General features: G+C 65.4%; 14 protein-coding genes. 11 read left to right on the top strand and 3 right to left on the bottom strand.

Annotation, left to right across the window (positions count from 1 at the left end; all coding sequences use genetic code 11):
• The first annotated feature begins 2 nt into the window (after positions 1 to 2).
• The 10 genes from OZN62_RS02685 to OZN62_RS02640 are packed head-to-tail and all read left to right on the top strand — an operon-like array spanning position 3 to position 12,701.
• Positions 3 to 647, top strand: a complete 645-nt coding sequence (locus OZN62_RS02685) for an XrtA/PEP-CTERM system exopolysaccharide export protein (protein ID WP_269101210.1) — start codon at positions 3 to 5, stop codon at positions 645 to 647.
• A 15-nt stretch (positions 648 to 662) separates the two neighbouring features.
• Complete coding sequence (locus OZN62_RS02680) at positions 663 to 2,180, top strand: XrtA system polysaccharide chain length determinant (RefSeq protein ID WP_269101209.1); 1,518 nt, start codon at positions 663 to 665, stop codon at positions 2,178 to 2,180.
• A gap of 13 nt (positions 2,181 to 2,193) precedes the next feature.
• A complete protein-coding gene (locus tag OZN62_RS02675; protein WP_269101208.1) occupies positions 2,194 to 3,180 on the top strand; it encodes an AAA family ATPase in 987 nt (328 codons plus the stop codon).
• Positions 3,181 to 3,182: 2 nt separating this feature from the next.
• Positions 3,183 to 4,847 carry a preprotein translocase subunit YajC gene (locus OZN62_RS02670; RefSeq protein WP_269101207.1) on the top strand — a complete coding sequence of 555 codons (1,665 nt, stop codon included), beginning with the start codon at positions 3,183 to 3,185 and terminating at the stop codon, positions 4,845 to 4,847.
• Positions 4,848 to 4,870: 23 nt separating this feature from the next.
• The gene (locus OZN62_RS02665) at positions 4,871 to 6,025 is read left to right on the top strand and encodes an XrtA/PEP-CTERM system-associated ATPase (RefSeq protein WP_269101206.1); all 1,155 of its coding nucleotides are present in this window, start codon (positions 4,871 to 4,873) and stop codon (positions 6,023 to 6,025) included.
• Between the two features lie 38 nt (positions 6,026 to 6,063).
• Complete coding sequence (locus tag OZN62_RS02660; RefSeq protein WP_269102209.1) at positions 6,064 to 6,951, top strand: XrtA system polysaccharide deacetylase; 888 nt, start codon at positions 6,064 to 6,066, stop codon at positions 6,949 to 6,951.
• The gene (locus OZN62_RS02655; RefSeq protein WP_269101205.1) at positions 6,948 to 8,006 is read left to right on the top strand and encodes a FemAB family XrtA/PEP-CTERM system-associated protein; all 1,059 of its coding nucleotides are present in this window, start codon (positions 6,948 to 6,950) and stop codon (positions 8,004 to 8,006) included. Before OZN62_RS02660 ends, OZN62_RS02655 begins: the two co-directional genes overlap by 4 nt.
• A gap of 10 nt (positions 8,007 to 8,016) precedes the next feature.
• Positions 8,017 to 9,249, top strand: a complete 1,233-nt coding sequence (locus OZN62_RS02650; RefSeq protein ID WP_269101204.1) for a TIGR03087 family PEP-CTERM/XrtA system glycosyltransferase — start codon at positions 8,017 to 8,019, stop codon at positions 9,247 to 9,249.
• Positions 9,239 to 10,795: an exosortase A gene (gene xrtA / locus OZN62_RS02645; RefSeq protein ID WP_269101203.1), complete on the top strand. Its 1,557-nt coding sequence runs from the start codon at positions 9,239 to 9,241 to the stop codon at positions 10,793 to 10,795. Before OZN62_RS02650 ends, xrtA begins: the two co-directional genes overlap by 11 nt.
• Before the next feature lie 10 nt (positions 10,796 to 10,805).
• The gene (locus OZN62_RS02640) at positions 10,806 to 12,701 is read left to right on the top strand and encodes an XrtA/PEP-CTERM system amidotransferase (protein ID WP_269101202.1); all 1,896 of its coding nucleotides are present in this window, start codon (positions 10,806 to 10,808) and stop codon (positions 12,699 to 12,701) included.
• Here the strand turns inward: OZN62_RS02640 and zapE are convergent.
• A complete protein-coding gene (zapE, locus tag OZN62_RS02635) occupies positions 12,698 to 13,813 on the bottom strand; it encodes a cell division protein ZapE (RefSeq protein ID WP_269102208.1) in 1,116 nt (371 codons plus the stop codon). The two genes, OZN62_RS02640 and zapE, sit on opposite strands and share 4 nt — an antisense overlap.
• The gene (locus tag OZN62_RS02630; protein ID WP_330848755.1) at positions 13,810 to 14,592 is read right to left on the bottom strand and encodes a succinate dehydrogenase iron-sulfur subunit; all 783 of its coding nucleotides are present in this window, start codon (positions 14,590 to 14,592) and stop codon (positions 13,810 to 13,812) included. Before OZN62_RS02630 ends, zapE begins: the two co-directional genes overlap by 4 nt.
• Positions 14,593 to 14,842: 250 nt before the next feature.
• Between OZN62_RS02630 and OZN62_RS02625 the strand changes: the two genes are divergently transcribed.
• Positions 14,843 to 15,559 (top strand): SDR family NAD(P)-dependent oxidoreductase, encoded by a 717-nt coding sequence (locus OZN62_RS02625; protein ID WP_269101201.1) that lies wholly within the window; start codon positions 14,843 to 14,845, stop codon positions 15,557 to 15,559.
• Here OZN62_RS02625 and OZN62_RS02620 read toward each other — a convergent pair.
• A complete protein-coding gene (locus OZN62_RS02620) occupies positions 15,556 to 16,569 on the bottom strand; it encodes a D-alanine--D-alanine ligase family protein (protein WP_269101200.1) in 1,014 nt (337 codons plus the stop codon). The two genes, OZN62_RS02625 and OZN62_RS02620, sit on opposite strands and share 4 nt — an antisense overlap.
• Positions 16,570 to 16,690 lie beyond the last annotated feature (121 nt).

Below are 16,690 nucleotides of genomic sequence, written 5' to 3'. Positions count from 1 at the left end.
CGATGCGTAGCAAGACGCCGGTTCGTATCATCCTTGCCAGCCTGGGGGCAGCTGTCGGCCTGACCGGCTGCGGCGGCGGTGCCAATGGCCCGCAGCTTGAATCCGCGCGCTTCGTGGCGATGCAGGAGGAGCCGGGCGAGGAATACATCATCGGTCCGCTCGACAAGCTGACCATCCACGTATGGCGCAATGACGAGCTGGGGGCCGAGGTGCAGGTGCGCCCGGATGGCCGCATCACCACGCCGCTGGTCGCCGACATGCCCGCCGTGGGCAAGACGCCGACCATGCTGGCGGAGGACATCCGCCTGCAGCTCTCGCAGTACATCGAGGAGCCGCTGGTCACCGTCATCGTCAACGAATTTGCCGGGACGTTCAGTCAGCAGGTGCGCATCGTCGGGGCCACGGCCGAGCCGGCCTCGCTGCCGTACCGCGCCAACATGACGCTGCTCGACGCGATGATCGCGGTGGGCGGCCTCTCCGAATATGCCGCCGGTAACCGCGCAAAGCTGATCCGTTTCGATCGCCAGACCGGCCAGCAGCAGGAATATGCGCTGCGGCTGTCGGACCTGCTGCGTCGCGGCGAGAGCGACGCCAACGTGATGCTGCGCCCGGGTGACGTGATCATCATCCCGGAAAGCATGTTCTAAGGGAAGGGCAGGGCATTGAACCAACTTCTCGAGGAATTGCGCGCAGGGCTGTGGGCGGTGTGGAACCGTCGCTGGCTGGCGCTGGCCGTGGCCTGGGGTACCTGCCTGCTGGGCTGGCTGGTCGTCGCGCTGATCCCCAACACCTACGAGAGCGAGACGCGGCTGTTCGTGCAGCTGGATGACGTGCTGGCCGAACAGATCGGCATCGGTGCCGCAAGTCGCGCCCGTGACATCGAGCGCCTCCGTCAGACGCTGGTAAGCTCGGTAAACCTCGAGAAGGTGGTCAACACCACCCGTATCGGAGACAGCGTTTCGACGCCGACCGAGATGGAAGCCGCGATCGAACGCCTGACCGAGGACATCGAGGTCGTCAGCGAAGGCGAGAATATTTTCGAAATCACCGCGTCGAGCGGTCGTGGCGACTTGTCCGAAGCCGAGAATGCCGAACTGGCGCAGACCATCGCCCAGCGCATGATCGACATCTTCCGCGAGGAAAACCTCGGTAGTGCACGGCAGGACATGCAGGAATCGATCGAGTTCCTGAACCAGCAGCTGGCCGCGCGCGAAGCGGAACTGGCCGCTGCGGAAGAACGTCGTCTGGCCTTCGAAGCGGCCAATCCCGACCTGATCGGCGGCGCGCAGGCCATTGCCCAGCAACTGGCCGCCACCCGCGCCGAATTGCGGAGCGTGGAGGCCGACCTCGCCGCTTCGCAGAGTGCGCTCGCCGCGCTCGAAGGGCAGCTTTCGAACACGCCGCGCGTGCTGGTTACGCCGGGCTCCGGCGGTCCGCAGGCCTCGCTGGCGCAGGCGGAAGCCCAGCTTGCTGCAATGCGCGCGCGCGGCCTGACCGAAGAACACCCCGACATGGTCGCGGCCCGGCGCACTGTCGCCAATCTGCGAGAAGCAGCGCAGTCCTCCGGCCCGACTGGCGGCACCAACAATCCTGCCTACACCACGCTGCTGTCGATGCGCGTGGAGCGGGAATCGAACGTGCAGTCGCTGCAGTCGCGTGCTGCAGCGCTGCGTTCCGAGATCGCTGCGATCATGGCCAGCCAGGCGCGCGAGCCGGGCGCCGCGGCGGAAGCCCAGCGCATCAGCCGCGACTATGACGTGCTGCGCGAACAGTATGACCAGTTGCTGCAGGATCGCGAGGAACTGCGCCTGCGCGGCCAGGTCGAAAGCGAGCGCAACGCCGTGCAGTTCGAGGTGGTCGATCCGCCCACCACGCCGCGCTCACCCGCTGCGCCGAACCGTCCGCTGCTGCTGTTTGCAGTACTGGTGCTGGGCCTGGGTGCCGGCGCGGGGACCGCCTATGCGCTGAGCAAGCTCGGCTCCACCTTCGCCACGGCGAATCAGTTGGAGCGCAGCTTCGGCCTGCCGGTGATCGGCACGATTTCGCACACTTTCACCGAGGCCGGGCGCGAACTGCGCGCGAAGCGCCTCAAGTATTTCGCAGCCGGGGTCGGTGGCCTTGGCGTCATGTTCGTGGTGCTGCTGGGCGTCGAGCTCATCCAGCGCACGACGGTGGCGTGAGGGGAGACGAGCGATGACCGAACAGCGCAAGCTTCCCGATCCGCCCAAGACGCTGCTGGAACGTGCCGAAAGCATGTTCGGCCTTGGCGGCTACAAGCCCGCACCGGTGCCTGATGAACTGGCGAAGCCGGTCAACCGCCGCGTGTCCAAGCGCAAGGAAGAGGCCAGTCCCGCAGAGGTCGCCAAGCCTGCCGCGCAGGCACCGGTCGCGCCATCCGTGCCGGAAGTTGCACCCGAGCCGGTCTATGAGGACGTCCGCTTTCCCGATGCAATCCACCCGGTCGATCGCGATTGCCTTGCCCGCCACGGCCTGATCCAGCCGGAAGGGCAGGTTACCGCGCTGCTGGAGGAATTCCGTATCGTGAAGCGCCGCGTGCTCGCGGCCGTGCGCAAGGCGCAGGAAAGCGGCTCGGACGCAATGGCGCAGCGGGTGCTGGTCTGCTCGCCGCTGCCGGACGAGGGCAAGAGCTTCTGCGCGGTCAACCTGGCGCTGGCCATGGCTGCCGAGAAGGATAGCGAAGTCCTGCTGGTGGATGCCGATTTCGCCAAGCCGTCCGTCCTCAAGATGCTGGGCCTGCCCAAGGGGCCTGGCTTCATGGACGTGCTCGCGCGCGACGACCTGAAGGTGGAAGACTGCGTGCTGGCGACAGACATTGCCGGGCTGCACGTGCTGCCTGCGGGCAATCACACCACCTCGGACAGCGAATTCCTCGCCAGCCATCGTACGGCAGAGGTGCTCGATCGGCTGACGCGCGGCTCGCCCAAGCGCATCGTGATTTTCGACAGCCCGCCGGCACTGGCGGCTTCGCCCGCCGCCGAGCTGGCGAACCATGTCGGCCAGGCAATCGTCGTCGCCCGCGCGGATCGCACCGGGCAGAGCTCACTGGAAGACGCGCTTACGCTGCTGTCTGCCTGCCCCGACATCAAGCTGCTGCTCAACGCGGCCCATTTCAGCCCCAGCGGCAGGCGCTTCGGCGCCTACTACGGGGAGGAGGCGTAGCCATGCGCAAGGTCCGCACAGTCTCGCTGACGCTGGCGATGGCGCTGGTTGCCCTGCCGCACGCGGTGACGGCACAGGATCGTCCTGCTGCCGAGGCGCAGACTGGCGACAGCGACGACCGTGACACCCGCACCGGCGGCGCCGAAGTCGTGCCCTATATCGAAGCAGCGCAGGTCGTCACCGCGCAGCTGGAGCCGGGCAACGACGTGCTCACCTACACCCAGCTTGCCGCTGGGGTGGATGCGACCGTCGTGGGCCGCAACAGCGCCGCTTCCGCCTCGGTGCGCTATGAACATTCGATCGGCTACGGCGATGCCCGCGATGTCGATACGATCTCCGGCATCGCGCGTGGCTCGTTGGCGCTGGCGCAGCGCGGAGTAACACTGGAAGCCGGTGCCCTGGCTTCGCGGACGCGGGTGGAAGGTTCCGGCTTTACCTCCATCGGCGGCCTGATCGACGCCGATTCCACCAGCCAGATCTATTCGGTCTACGCCGGCCCCTCGATCCAGAGTCGCAGCGGCCCGGTCGAGGTGAGCGCTGCCTACCGCCTTGGTTACACACGCGTGGAATCGCCCGACGTGGTGTTGGTGACGCCCGGTGCGAAACCAGTCGACTACTTCGACGACAGCCTGACCCACAATGCCACGGCCCGCGTCGGCGTGGCCCCCGGCACCGTCGCCCCCATCGGGGTAGGCGTGGGTGCAGGCTGGAACCGCCAGGATATCTCCAACCTCGATCAGCGGATTGACGACCGTTACGTGCGCGCCGACGTGACCGTGCCGGTCTCGCCCAATGTCGCGCTGCTTGGCGGGGTCGGTTACGAGGATGTCGAGATCTCCAGCCGCGATGTGCTGCGCGATGGCAACGGCGACCCGGTCATCGGCCCCGACGGTCGCTTCATCACCGACGAAAGCCAGCCGCGCCAGATCGCTTACGAAACCGACGGTCTGATCTGGGACGTCGGCGTCCTGTGGCGGCCCAGCCGCCGTACCTCGCTGGAGGCGCACGTCGGTCGTCGGTATGGCTCAACGACCTACTACGGTACGCTGTCCTACCAGCCGAACACGCGCTCGGGCCTCAATGTCTCGGTCTACGACAGCATTACCGGGTTCGGCGGCCAGCTGACCACGGCGCTGGACGGGCTGGGCACCAATTTCGCTGCCTATCGCAACCCCATCTCGGGTGACCTGGGCGGCTGCGTGGTTGGCCTCGAAGGCAACAATTGCGCGCTGGCACGGCTTGGCTCGCTGCGTTCCTCGGTATTCCGCAATCGCGGTGTCGCACTCAGCTATGGCCGTTCCGCCGGACGCACCTCGTTCGGCATCGGCGCGGGTTACGACCGCCGCAGCTTCATCGGCGGAGAGGATACCATCCTCGCCGACTTCGACGGCCTGACTGACGAGACCTTCTGGATTGCCGCCAACCTCCACCGCGAATTGGACCGCGATTCCGGCCTCTATGCCGGGGCCTACGCCAGCTGGTTCGCCGGCGGTGACCAGTCGCTGGGCGACGGCTTCGGCTATTCCGCCTCGCTTGCCTACAACCGCCGCATCTGGCGCCGGCTGAGCGGCACGGCCGCAATCGGCCTGGATGGCTTCAACCGCGACGATCTGCCCGATTATGCCGCCGCATCGGCCCTGCTGGGCCTGCGCTATTCGTTTGATTGACGGGTCAAAAGGAGACCAGACCCATGTTCGACAACTTCTATGGCCTTACCGGTAAGCCGTTCCAGCTTACCCCCGATCCGGAATTCTATTTCCGCTCGATCACGCACCGCAAGGCGCTGTCCTACCTTGGCTATGGCCTGGCGCAGGGTGAGGGCTTCATCGTCATCACCGGCGAGGTTGGCGCGGGCAAGTCCACGCTGGTTGCGCACATGATGCAGAGCCTCGATCCGAACCAGGTAACCGTGGCGCAGGTCGTCACCAGCAAGCTGGACGAGGAAGAGGTGATCCACGTGGTCGCTGCCAGCTTCGGACTGGATATCGAGGGCCACGACAAGGCGACGGCACTGACCGAAATCGAGAGCTTCCTGCACGAGGAAGCTCGCGAAGGGCGCCGCTGCCTGCTGGTCATCGACGAATCGCAGAACCTCTCGGTCTCCGCCTTGGAGGAACTGCGGATGCTGTCGAACTTCCAGTTGGGCAATCACCCGCTGCTGCAGACTCTGTTGCTGGGACAGCCGGAATTCCGCACGACCTTGCAGGGTGACGAACGGCTCGAACAGTTGCGCCAGCGCGTGATCGCGGCGCACCACCTGGAGCCGATGCAGAAGGGTGAGATCGAGCCCTACATCACCCATCGCCTGAAGAAGGTGGGCTGGGACGGCAACCCGGCGTTCGACCAGCGCGTGTTCGCCGAGCTTTTCGAAGCCAGCGGCGGCATTCCGCGCCGGATCAACCAGATCGCCAACCGGCTGATGCTGCTGGGTGCGGTGGAAGAGCGCTCGCGCATCGACGCCGCCATGCTGCAGAACGTGCTGAAGGAAATGGACGAGGAGCGCGCCTTCCCCGAAGCCGCGCCTGCGCCGATGCCGGAAGTCGAAAAGAACTTCGAGCCGGTCGGAGCCATGCCCACCACGCCGCGCGTCGATGAGGAGATGCTGCAGCAGGCATTGTCGGAACGCGATGTCCAGATTGCCGAACTGCAGCAAGCCATCGTCGAACTGGCGCAGCAGCAGGACGCCGCGCGCGCCGAGACCGAGAATCCTGAAATCGAGACCTTGCGCGAGCAGCTCGCGCGGGTCGAGGCAAAGTGCTTCGAACAGGAACGCACGATCCGCCAGACGCTGACCATGCTCATCGACTGGATCGAAAGCGAGATGGATTCGAGCAAGGCCGCCTGAGGAGCCGCCACGCCGTGAACGCGATTACATTCGATCCGATGTCCGGACGTCCGGGGCCGATCATCAACGGCCTGTCGGTCGATGTCGAGGACTGGTTCCAGGTGGGCGCGTTCGAGGACGTAATCGAACGCGACCAGTGGGGCTCGCTCGACGATCGCGTTGACCATAATGTCCGGGCCATCCTCGACCTGTTCGACGAAGCCGGGGCCGATGCGACCTTCTTCACGCTGGGATGGGTAGCACAGCGACACGGCGCCCTGCTGCGCGAAATCGCCGTTCGCGGGCACGAAATTGCCAGCCATGGCTGGGACCACCAGCGCGTGTTCCGCATGACGCCGCAGGACTTCGCTGCCGACATCGATCGAACGCGCAAGGTGCTGGAAGATGCCAGCGGCGTTGCGGTGAAGGGCTACCGCGCGCCCAGCTTCTCCATCGATGCCCGCACGCCCTGGGCCTTCGAGGTGCTGGAAGAGCAGGGCTATCTCTATTCGTCCAGCGTCGCGCCGGTGGCGCATGACCATTATGGCTGGCGCGAGGCACCTCGCTTCGCGTTCAAGCCCCTGCCTGACGGCAAGCTGCTGGAACTGCCGGTGACCACCGCGATGTTTCGCGGCAAGCGCCTGGCTGCCGGCGGCGGGGGCTTTTTCCGGGTGCTGCCCTATGCCTTCAGTCGCTGGGCGATCCGGCAGGTCAACCGGCGCGAGCAGCGCCCGGCGGTGTTCTATTTCCACCCCTGGGAGATCGATCCCGGCCAGCCACGTGTCGCCGGTGCGCCGCTGCGATCGCGACTGCGCCATTACACCAATCTCGATCGCATGTCGGGCAAGCTGGAACAGTTGGTGCGCGAATTCCGCTGGGGCCGGATGGACGCTGTCGCCAAGCGCGAAGGGCTGCGCTTGCGGCTCGAACGGGCGGTAGGACAATGAACGCGCCGTTCGCCCTGACCCGAGAATATGTGCGCGAGGCAGACCTGCGCCAGTCGGACGAGGTGGCCCGGATCGAGGGCTTTGTCGCGGAGCATGGCGGCAGCTTGTTCCACCGGCCTGTTTGGCTGCAGGCCGTGGAAACAGGCACGGGGCAGCGCGCACTGGGCCTGGTGGCGGAAAAGGCCGGGGTGCTGACGGGCTGGCTGCCGCTGACGGAAGTCCAGTCGCCGTTTTTCGGCCGGATGCTCGCGTCCAGCGGCTTTGCGGTCGAAGGGGGCATCCTTGCCGAGACGGACAAGACGGCCGCCAAGCTGGGCAGGGCGGTGCGCGAACTTGCCCTGCGGCGGGCTTGCCCGACGGTGGAACTGCGCGGTGGCCCGGCAGGGGCCGAATGGACCGTCCGGACGGACAGCCATTGCGGCTTCGTCGCGCCCCTGGCCGCTGACGACGACGAGCAACTGAAGTGGATTCCCCGCAAGCAGCGCGCGGAAGTTCGCAAGGGCCTGCGCAAGAACCTGCGCGTCACCACCGGCACAGCGCCGGTCGACCGCCGGGCCCATTACGCGGTCTATGCAGAGAGCGTGCGCAACCTTGGCACGCCGGTCTTTCCGAAGAGCCTGTTCGACGCCGTACTGGACAGTCTCGATGCTGATATCCTGACGGTGTGGGACGGGCAGGACCCGGTCGCCAGTGTCCTGTCGCTGTATCATGGCGGCGCGGTCATGCCGTACTGGGGCGGGGGCACCTGGGCGGCACGGCAGCTGCGGGGCAATGACCGGATGTATTTCGAGCTGATGCTGCATGGCCGCCACCGCGGCTGCGACCGGTTCGACTTCGGGCGCAGCAAGACCGGTAGCGGCGCCTATCACTTCAAGAAGAACTGGGGTTTCGAGCCGGAACCGCTGTCCTACGCCACCTGGACGGCACTGGGACACGAAGCGCGCGATGCCGACCCGACCAGCGACAGGCACCAGGCGCGCATCTCGCTGTGGAAGCGCCTGCCGTTGCCCATCGCCAATCGCATCGGACCCCTTATCGCGCGCGGCCTTGGTTGAGGGGGCAGGGATGAATGGTGATATCCTCTTCCTCGCCCACCGCCTGCCGTTTCCGCCGGATCGCGGTGACCGGATCCGCTCGCACCACGTCCTGAAGGCACTGGCGCAGATTGCGCCCGTTCATGTGGGCTGCTTCGTCGACCGCGAGGAAGACCGCGCGCACGTGCGCGATCTGGATCGCGTCACCGGGTCGCATTGCGCGGTGCTGCGCGACAAGCCGGTGGCTCTTGCGGGGCTGGAGGCGCTGCTGCGCCGTGAACCCGTCAGCCTGAGCGCCTTTCGCAGCGGTAAGCTGGCGCGCTGGGTCGAGAACCTGCTCGCCAGCGACAGGATTGGCGCGATCTACGTGTTCTCCGGCCAGATGGGACAATTCGTTCCGCAGCATTGGTCCGGGCGACTGATCGTTGACCTGGTCGATGTCGATTCCGCCAAGTTCGAGGCATATGGCGCTGCCGGTCAGGGGCCGCGCAGCTGGATCGACAGGCGCGAAGGTCGCCTGCTTGGCTTGGTAGAAGCCGATCTGGCACGGCGTGCGGATCGCACCCTGCTGGTGAGCGAGGCGGAAGCTGCCCTGCTGTGCGCAAGGGTTGGCAAGGTCGATGGTATCGAGGCACTGCGCAACGGTATCGATTGCGACGCTTTCGATCCCGCCAGGGTCGCGCCGCATCCCGAACTCGTCGGAACTCCCGGTCCGCACATCGTCTTCACCGGCCAGATGGACTACGCGCCGAACGTCGCAGCGGTGCAGCGGTTCGCGGTGAACGTCATGCCCAGCCTGCGTGAGCGTTTTGCGGAGGCGACATTCCACATCGTCGGTCGTGCACCGACGGCGGAGGTGCTCGCGCTGGGCAAGGCCGATGGCGTCCGGGTCTGGGGCGAAGTTCCCGACGTAAAGCCCTTCCTTGCCGCTGCCGACCTTGTCACCGCGCCGCTCACCATCGCCCGGGGCGTGCAGAACAAGGTGCTGGAGGCAATGGCGATGGAGCGTTGTGTGCTCCTTTCGCCCGAGGCCGCAACCGGCATCGAGACGACCCACGGGGAGCATTACGCGATCGCGGCCAGCGACAATGAGATGATTGCCGAAGCAATCGAACTCCTTGCGCGCGCGCAGGATCGCGCGATCATCGGCAAGGCCGCGCGCCGTTTCGTACAGCAGGAGATGAGCTGGCCCGCCATGCTCTCGCGGCTGCCCGAAATCGTATTGGGTGACGACGCTAACGGGGGCTGTCGCGATGCCGCCTGAGGTCGGTTCCCTCAAGCGCGGCTCGCTTGCCGCGAGCATTACCCCGCAATGGCAGCAACCGCTGCTGTGGCTGGCGCTCGCCTGGGCTGTCTCGATTGCGCTGCACGCTGCAGACTGGGTCGCCATGGTCGGGCAATGGTGGGACAGCTCCACCTACAACCATATCCTGCTGGTTCCCGGCATCCTCGCCTGGTTGGTGTGGCAACGCGCGCCGGAGCTGGCAAAGCTGTCTCCGCAAGCGTGGTGGCCGGGGCTCGCACTCATAGCAGGGGCGCAGTTCCTCTGGCTGCTGGGCGACATCTCCGCGACGGCTACGGCTAGCCAGCTGGGCGCCGTCCTGTCGCTGCAAGCGGCAACCGTGGCCCTGCTGGGGCCGCGTGTGGCGTGGGCGCTGCTGTTCCCCATTGCCTATGCCACCTTCCTCGTCCCGCTGGGTGACGAACTGGTGCCGGCACTGCAGATGATCACCGCCGAAATCACCATTGCACTGACGCAGGCGAGCGGCGTGCCGGCCATGATCGAAGGCGTGTTCATCGATACGCCAGCCGGCCTGTTCGAAGTCGCCGAGGCCTGTTCGGGCGTGAAGTTCCTGATCGCGATGATCGCGCTGGGTACGCTGATCGCGCATGTCTGCTTCCGCTCGTGGAAGCGACGAGCCATCTTCATGGCGGTTGCAGTGACGCTGCCGATCATCGCCAACGGCATTCGCGCCTGGGGCACGATCTACATCGCCCAGTCGCAGGGGATCGAATTCGCCGCCGGGTTCGACCACGTGTTCTACGGATGGATTTTCTTCGCGCTGGTGATGGCCACGCTGCTGGCGATTGGCTGGAAGTTCTTCGACCGCTCTACCAGTGACAGTTTCATCGATGGCGAACGGCTCGCCGCCGCCGACTGGCCGATGCCGCTGGAACGATTCTCTGGTGCTGCATTGCACGTTCTTCTGAGCGTGCTGGCGATGGTGACCGTGTTCAGCGCGTGGTCGGCAAGTGCGCGCGGTGTCGAGGCGGAGCTTCCGCCGGTCATCGACCTGCCTGCCGTGCCGGGGTGGGAACGCTCGGTCATCGAGCAGTCCTATCCATGGCAGCCGGGAATGCAGGGTGCGGACCACAGGCTGATCGGTGCCTATCGCAATGCGCAGGGTCAGGTCGTCGATGTGACCTTTGCCCTCTACGCAGCGCAGGACGAAGGACGCGAGGCGGGCGCTTTCGGGCAGGGCGCTCTTCCGCTCGACAGCGAGTGGCGCTGGCTGTCTGCCGCCGATGCACCCGAAGGTGGGCAGGGCGACCGCCTGCAGGCGCTGGGCCAACACCAGCGCGTGGCGCAGACCTGGTTTCGCCATGGCGACTGGACCGGCAGCAGCCGGGCGCAGCTGAAATTGCTCAACATGCGCGACAGGTTGCGGGGCATTCCGGTGCCAACCTCCATGCTCATCATTTCCGCCGAGGATACCGCTTCGCAGGATGCCGAAGCCGCGCTGGCCGACTTCCGTCAATCCACCGCCGAGATCGGTGAATGGATGGACGCTGTCGCCGGGCTCGACTAGTCCGCCCTGCATGTGCGGGATCGCCGGCCTCTTCCACTGCGGCACGATCAAGCCGGTCCACCCGGGCCGGGTCGAGATCATGACCGAGGTGCTTGCCCATCGCGGCCCTGACGGTGCGGGCGTCTGGACGGGGCCGGGCGTAGGGCTTGGACACCGCCGACTATCGATCATCGACGTCGAGGGTTCGCCGCAACCGATGCAATCGCCGTCGGGCCGATCGGTGGTCAGCTTCAACGGCGAAATCTACAATTTCCGCGAACTGCGGCGTGAGCTGGAGCAACTTGGCGCCGAATTTCGTACCGAAGGCGATACCGAGGTCATCCTTGCCGCGTGGGAGCAATGGGGCACTGATTGCGTGCGCCGCTTCAACGGCATGTTCGTCTTCGCGATCCACGACCAGCGCGATCGTACCCTGTTTCTCGCCCGCGACAGGCTGGGGGTGAAGCCACTCTTCTACGCCGAGCTGTCGGATGGCTCGGTCGCCTTCGCGTCGGAGCTGAAGGGGCTGCTGGTCCACCCGCTGATGCGGCACGAGGTCGATCCGCTGGCGGTGGAGGACTACATGGCCTGGGGCTACGTGCCCGACCATCGCTCCATCCTGAAGGGCGTTCGCAAGCTGCCTGCCGGACATACGCTGCTGCTGAAGCACGACGCCCCGGTGCCCGAACCGCAGCAATACTGGGACGTCTCCTTCGAGAACCGCCACACGGCCAAGGCACGCGATCTCGAGGCTGAATTGCTGCACCACCTGCAGGAAGCGGTGACGAGCCGGATGGTATCCGACGTTCCGCTTGGCGCTTTCCTCTCGGGTGGAGTGGATAGCTCCACGGTCGTTGCCTTCATGGCCGAGGCGAGTCGGCAGCCGGTGAAGACCTGCTCCATCGGGTTCGACGTCGCCAGCGCGGACGAGACCAGTCACGCCGAGAAAGTCGCGCAGTTGTTTGCCACCGATCACCGCGCGCGGACAGTCAGCGCCGACCAGTTCGATGTCATCGACACCATCGCGGGCATGTTCGACGAGCCCTTCGCCGATGCCTCGGCCCTGCCGACCTGGCGGGTCTGCCAGCTGGCGCGGGAGAATGTCACTGTCGCGCTGTCAGGCGATGGTGCGGACGAGGCGTTGGCGGGGTACCGCCGGCAAGTGTTCCATGCGCACGAGGAGCGGCTGCGCGACCTGATCCCGACCACGGTGCGCGAGAAGGTGCTCGGCCCGCTGGGCCGCGCCTATCCCAAGGCGGACTGGGCGCCGCGTCCCCTGCGCGCCAAGACGACCTTGCTCTCGCTCGCCGGCTCGGGAGAGCGGGGCTATGCGCGGGCGCTGGCAGTCGTTCCCCCGGAGATCCGTGGCGGACTGTGGTCAGAGGGCTTTGCCGCGCAGTTGGGCAGCTATCGCGCGGAAGACCCGCTGCTGGAGATGATGCGCAATGCCCCCGTGCGTTCCGGTCTCGATGCCGCGCAATACGTCGACCTGAAGTTCTGGCTGCCTGGCGACATCCTCACCAAGGTCGACCGCACCAGCATGGCTGTGAGCCTGGAAGCGCGCGAGCCGCTGCTGGATCACCGCCTGGTCGAGTTCGCCGCTGCCTTGCCGGAGAAGCTGCGGGTTCGCCGCACGCAGGGCAAGTGGCTGCTCAAGAAAGCGATGGAGCGCTATCTGCCGGAAGACATCCTCTACCGGCCCAAGCAGGGCTTCGTCACCCCGATTGCCGAGTGGCTGCGCGGTCCGCTGGCGGGCAAGGCGCGTGGCATTTCCAAGAGCGCCATGCTGGCGCGTACAGGGTGGTTCGACAATGATCGGCTCGCCGTGATCGCCGAGGACCACATCTCCGGACGCTCCGACCATTCGCGGCTGCTGTGGCAGCTCATCATGCTCGATCGTTCATTGGCGAGGCTGGGGATTACCTAGCCCGCAGCGCCGTGGCCCAGCGCCATGTACTCGTCGCTCTGCATTTCCTTGAGGCGGCTGACCGTGCGCTCGAATTCGAAGGCACCGTCGCCTGATGGATAGAGGTTCTCCGGTTCCGCCGCAGCCGTGGCGAACAGCTTTACGCGGTTCTCGTAGAGTGCGTCGATCAGCGTGACGAAGCGCGCGGCCTCGTTGCGCATGTCCTTGCCCATCTGCGGTATGCCGACGATGATCACCGTGTGATAGGCCTGTGCGATGGCGAGGTAATCGGGCGCCCCGCGCGCCTGTTCGCACAAGCGCTTGAAACTGAACACGGCCACGCCCTTCAGGCTCTTGGGCACATGCAGCATGCGTCCGCCGCCCACGTCCAGTTCGGCGCTGGGGACGTTCTTTGCATCTTCGGGCGGATAGTCGGTCAGGCGGAAGAAGGCCTCGCGCACCTTGGCCGTGGCTTCGTCGCCGATCGGCGTGTGCCAGGTTTTCAGACCGGCAATGCGTTCCAGCCGGTAGTCGGTCAGCCCGTTCAGTTCGACCACGTCCATCTCGGCATGGATCAGGTCGATGAAGGGGAGGAAATGCTCGCGGTTCAGTCCGTCCTTGTAGAGATCGCGGGGAGGGCGGTTGCTGGTGGTGACGACGGTGACGTTCAGTTCGCAGATCAGCTGGGTGAACAGCCGGCTCATGATCATCGCGTCGGCCGAGTTGTTCACCACCATCTCGTCGAAGGCGAGCACCTTGAGGTCTTTCGCAAGCGCCTGGGCCACGGGCGGGATCGGGTCGCCGCTCTCGCTCTTGCGGGCTTCGCGCAAGGCGGCGTGGACCTCCTGCATGAAGGCGTGGAAATGCACGCGGCGCTTTTCCGGAATGTCGAGCGAGGCGTGGAACAGGTCCATCAGCATGGACTTTCCGCGTCCCACGCCGCCCCACATGTAGACGCCCTGCGCGCGCACCTTCTTGCGGCCGAACAGCTGGCCGAGCAGGCCGCCCGATTGCTCTGCTTCCAGCTCACGCTCCAGCGCGTCGAGCCGCTCGGCAGCGCGGCGCTGGTCCGGGTCGGCGCGTAGCTCGCCGGCAGCGATCAGGCGTTCATAGCGGGCGAGGACGCCGCTCAGACGTGCCTCTCGGCCTGCATCTTCTTGATTTCGGCGATCGCCTTGGCGGGCGACAGGCCCTTGGGGCAGACATTGGCGCAGTTCATGATCGTGTGGCAGCGATACAGGCGGAAGGGATCTTCCAGTTCGTCGAGCCGCTCACCGGTCATCTCGTCGCGGCTGTCGGCCAGCCAGCGATAGGCCTGCAGCAGAATCGCCGGGCCAAGGAACTTGTCGCTGTTCCACCAGTACGACGGGCAGGAGGTGGAGCAGCAGGCGCACAGGATGCACTCGTACAGGCCATCCAGCTTCTCGCGCTGTTCGGGCGACTGCAGGCGTTCCTTGCCCGAAGGCGTGGTGGAAACGGTCTGCAGCCACGGACGGATCGAGGCGTACTGCGCGTAGAAGTGGGTGAAGTCGGGAACGAGGTCCTTGATCACTTCCATGTGCGGCAGCGGGGTGATGCGGATATCGCCCTTCACGTCCTCGATCGCGGTGGTACAGGCGAGGCCGTTCTTGCCGTTCATGTTCATCGAGCACGACCCGCAGATCCCTTCGCGGCAGGAACGGCGGAAGGTCAGCGTCGGGTCGATCTCGTTCTTGATCTTGAACAGCGCGTCGAGGACCATCGGGCCGCACTCGTCGAGGTCGATCTCGAAGGTGTCGTAGCGCGGGTTTTCGCCGCTGTCGGGATCATAGCGATAGATGCGGAACTTGCGGATCCGGCCGCTTGTCTCGGCCTTGTGAACCTCGCCGTCCTTGCGGATCTTGCTGTTCTTGGGGAGGGTGAAGGTAGCCATGAAAATTCGTCCCTATCGCTTGCGCGTCCTATCTAGCCATACCTGCCGATAGGGCAAGTCGCAGGCACCACACCGGCAGGGAAAATCTGCTTTCTCCTGCTAATGTGGAACACATGGAACACTGTCCTGGGCAGGAAACCTGAGCCCCATATAGGCACTCGCAAAGGCGCGGAAATACGAGACTTTGGACGGGTGGAAACGGGCATGGTGTGCCCCTAGGTCGGGCAACGGCTCGTAGGAAAGGAAGCCCATGGCATTCACGCGTGCAGCGGTTTTCGGCAGCAGCGGCGGAATTGGCGCGGCGCTGGTGGAGGCACTGGCCATGCGCGGGATCGAGGTGTTTGCGGGTTCGCGCTCAGGTGCAGGCCCGGATTTGCCGCGGGTGACCCCGTTTCGGTTCGATTTCGACGATGAAGCCTCGATTGCCGCCGCGGCAGAGGGTTGGCGTGACGCGCCACCCGATCTCGTGATGGTAACCACCGGCGTGCTGACGCTGGAGAACGGCACCGGACCCGAACGCAGCTACAAGCAGGTCGACCCCGAGGCGATGGCGCGGGTGCTCTATCTCAACACCATCGGGCCGGCCCTGGTGGCAAAGCACGTGCTGCCGCTGTTCCCGCGTAATGCGCCTGCGACCTTCGCCGCCATCTCGGCCCGGGTCGGCTCCATTTCGGACAATCGCATCGGTGGCTGGCACAGCTATCGCGCCAGCAAGGCCGCGCTGAACCAGCTGATCCGCAATTTCGCCATCGAGTTGGGCCGCACGCACAAGCAGGCCGTGGTCGTCGGCTTGCATCCCGGAACGGTCGACACCGCGCTGTCCAAGCCGTTCCAGTCCAATCTGCCAGAAGGCCAGCTGATCACGCCGGAGAAGTCGGCGTCATGCCTGCTGGACGTGATCGACAACCTCGCTCCCGCGCAAAGCGGCGGGCTGTTCGACTGGAAGGGAAAGCTGGTCGAACCCTAGCTGATCAGCGCATTGCGGCGCCAGCATTCCGCCAGCAGGGTTTCCATCAGGTCTGCATGGCTGAAGCCGGCCTGGGCGGCGGCCTTGGCCATCACCTTTTCCGACCACAGGTTGCAGTTGAGGTTGATCTCGATGAAGTTGATGTCGCCGGTCTTCAGGTCGACGCGGAACTCTATGCGGCCATAGTCGAAGGGCACGAATTCGCGAGCGACCTTCCTCGCCATTTCCTCGATCTTCGGGGCCAGTTCAGGATGGTCGAACCGCTTCAGCGCCGCCTTCTCCGTATTCGGGACAAGGTCGCGCTTTTCGTAATAGGTCCACAGCTTCTGCGTGTTCTCGCGCTCGTACCACAGCATCGGCAGGGCCACCGGCTCGTTGTCGATGGTGATGAAGGCGCACTGCACATCATACCCGTCCAGATAGGGTTCCACGATAGCATCGTGGCCCTGGCCGTGGATGTCGGCCAGCGCATTGGTTACCCCGTTCCAATCGAAGGCATCGGATATGCCCCAGCTGGCGGAGGAGGCATTGGGCTTGATCACCCAGCGGCCATCGGGCGAGGGCGGCAGGTCCTGTTCCAGCACCGGGGCACCGCGGCGATAGCAGAACCACGGCGCCGTCGGCACTCCCGCGTGAGTCGAAACCAGCTTCGAGACCGACTTGTCGTCGCCCAGCCCGCGCAGGAAGGGCATCGCCCCCAGGTACGGGATGCGGTGCATGTTGCACAGGATGGGGATCAGCATTTCGGAGTTCACGAAGCCCCCGCGATTGAGCAGCGGGAACACGAAGTCGACGTCAGGCCGTGTGAACAGCACGTCATAACTGTTTGCAAACTGGAGATTAAGCCCAAGGCCTTCCAGCGTCGTGCGCACCTCGTGGTGATAGATGGCGTGGTTGCCGTCCTCCGGGTGCATGCCGCCGCCCCACAGGGCGTGCTTCGCCATGAACAACATCCGCACGCGCTCTTTCGCCTCTTCGGGGATGCGGAGCGGGGCAATTTCTTTGCTCATGGCGGGCCTTTTCATGGGGTGCGGGATATCGCTCGCCCGTTAGGCCCAAAGCATAGGTCGCGCAACGGGGTGTGCGATTTGCGATTGCAAAATGCGCCAATCCGGCGAAACTGTGCGACGA

Source organism: Aurantiacibacter sp. MUD11, from assembly GCF_026967575.1.
Classification (GTDB): domain Bacteria; phylum Pseudomonadota; class Alphaproteobacteria; order Sphingomonadales; family Sphingomonadaceae; genus Alteraurantiacibacter.
This window is presented reverse-complemented; position numbering and strand designations above follow the sequence as displayed.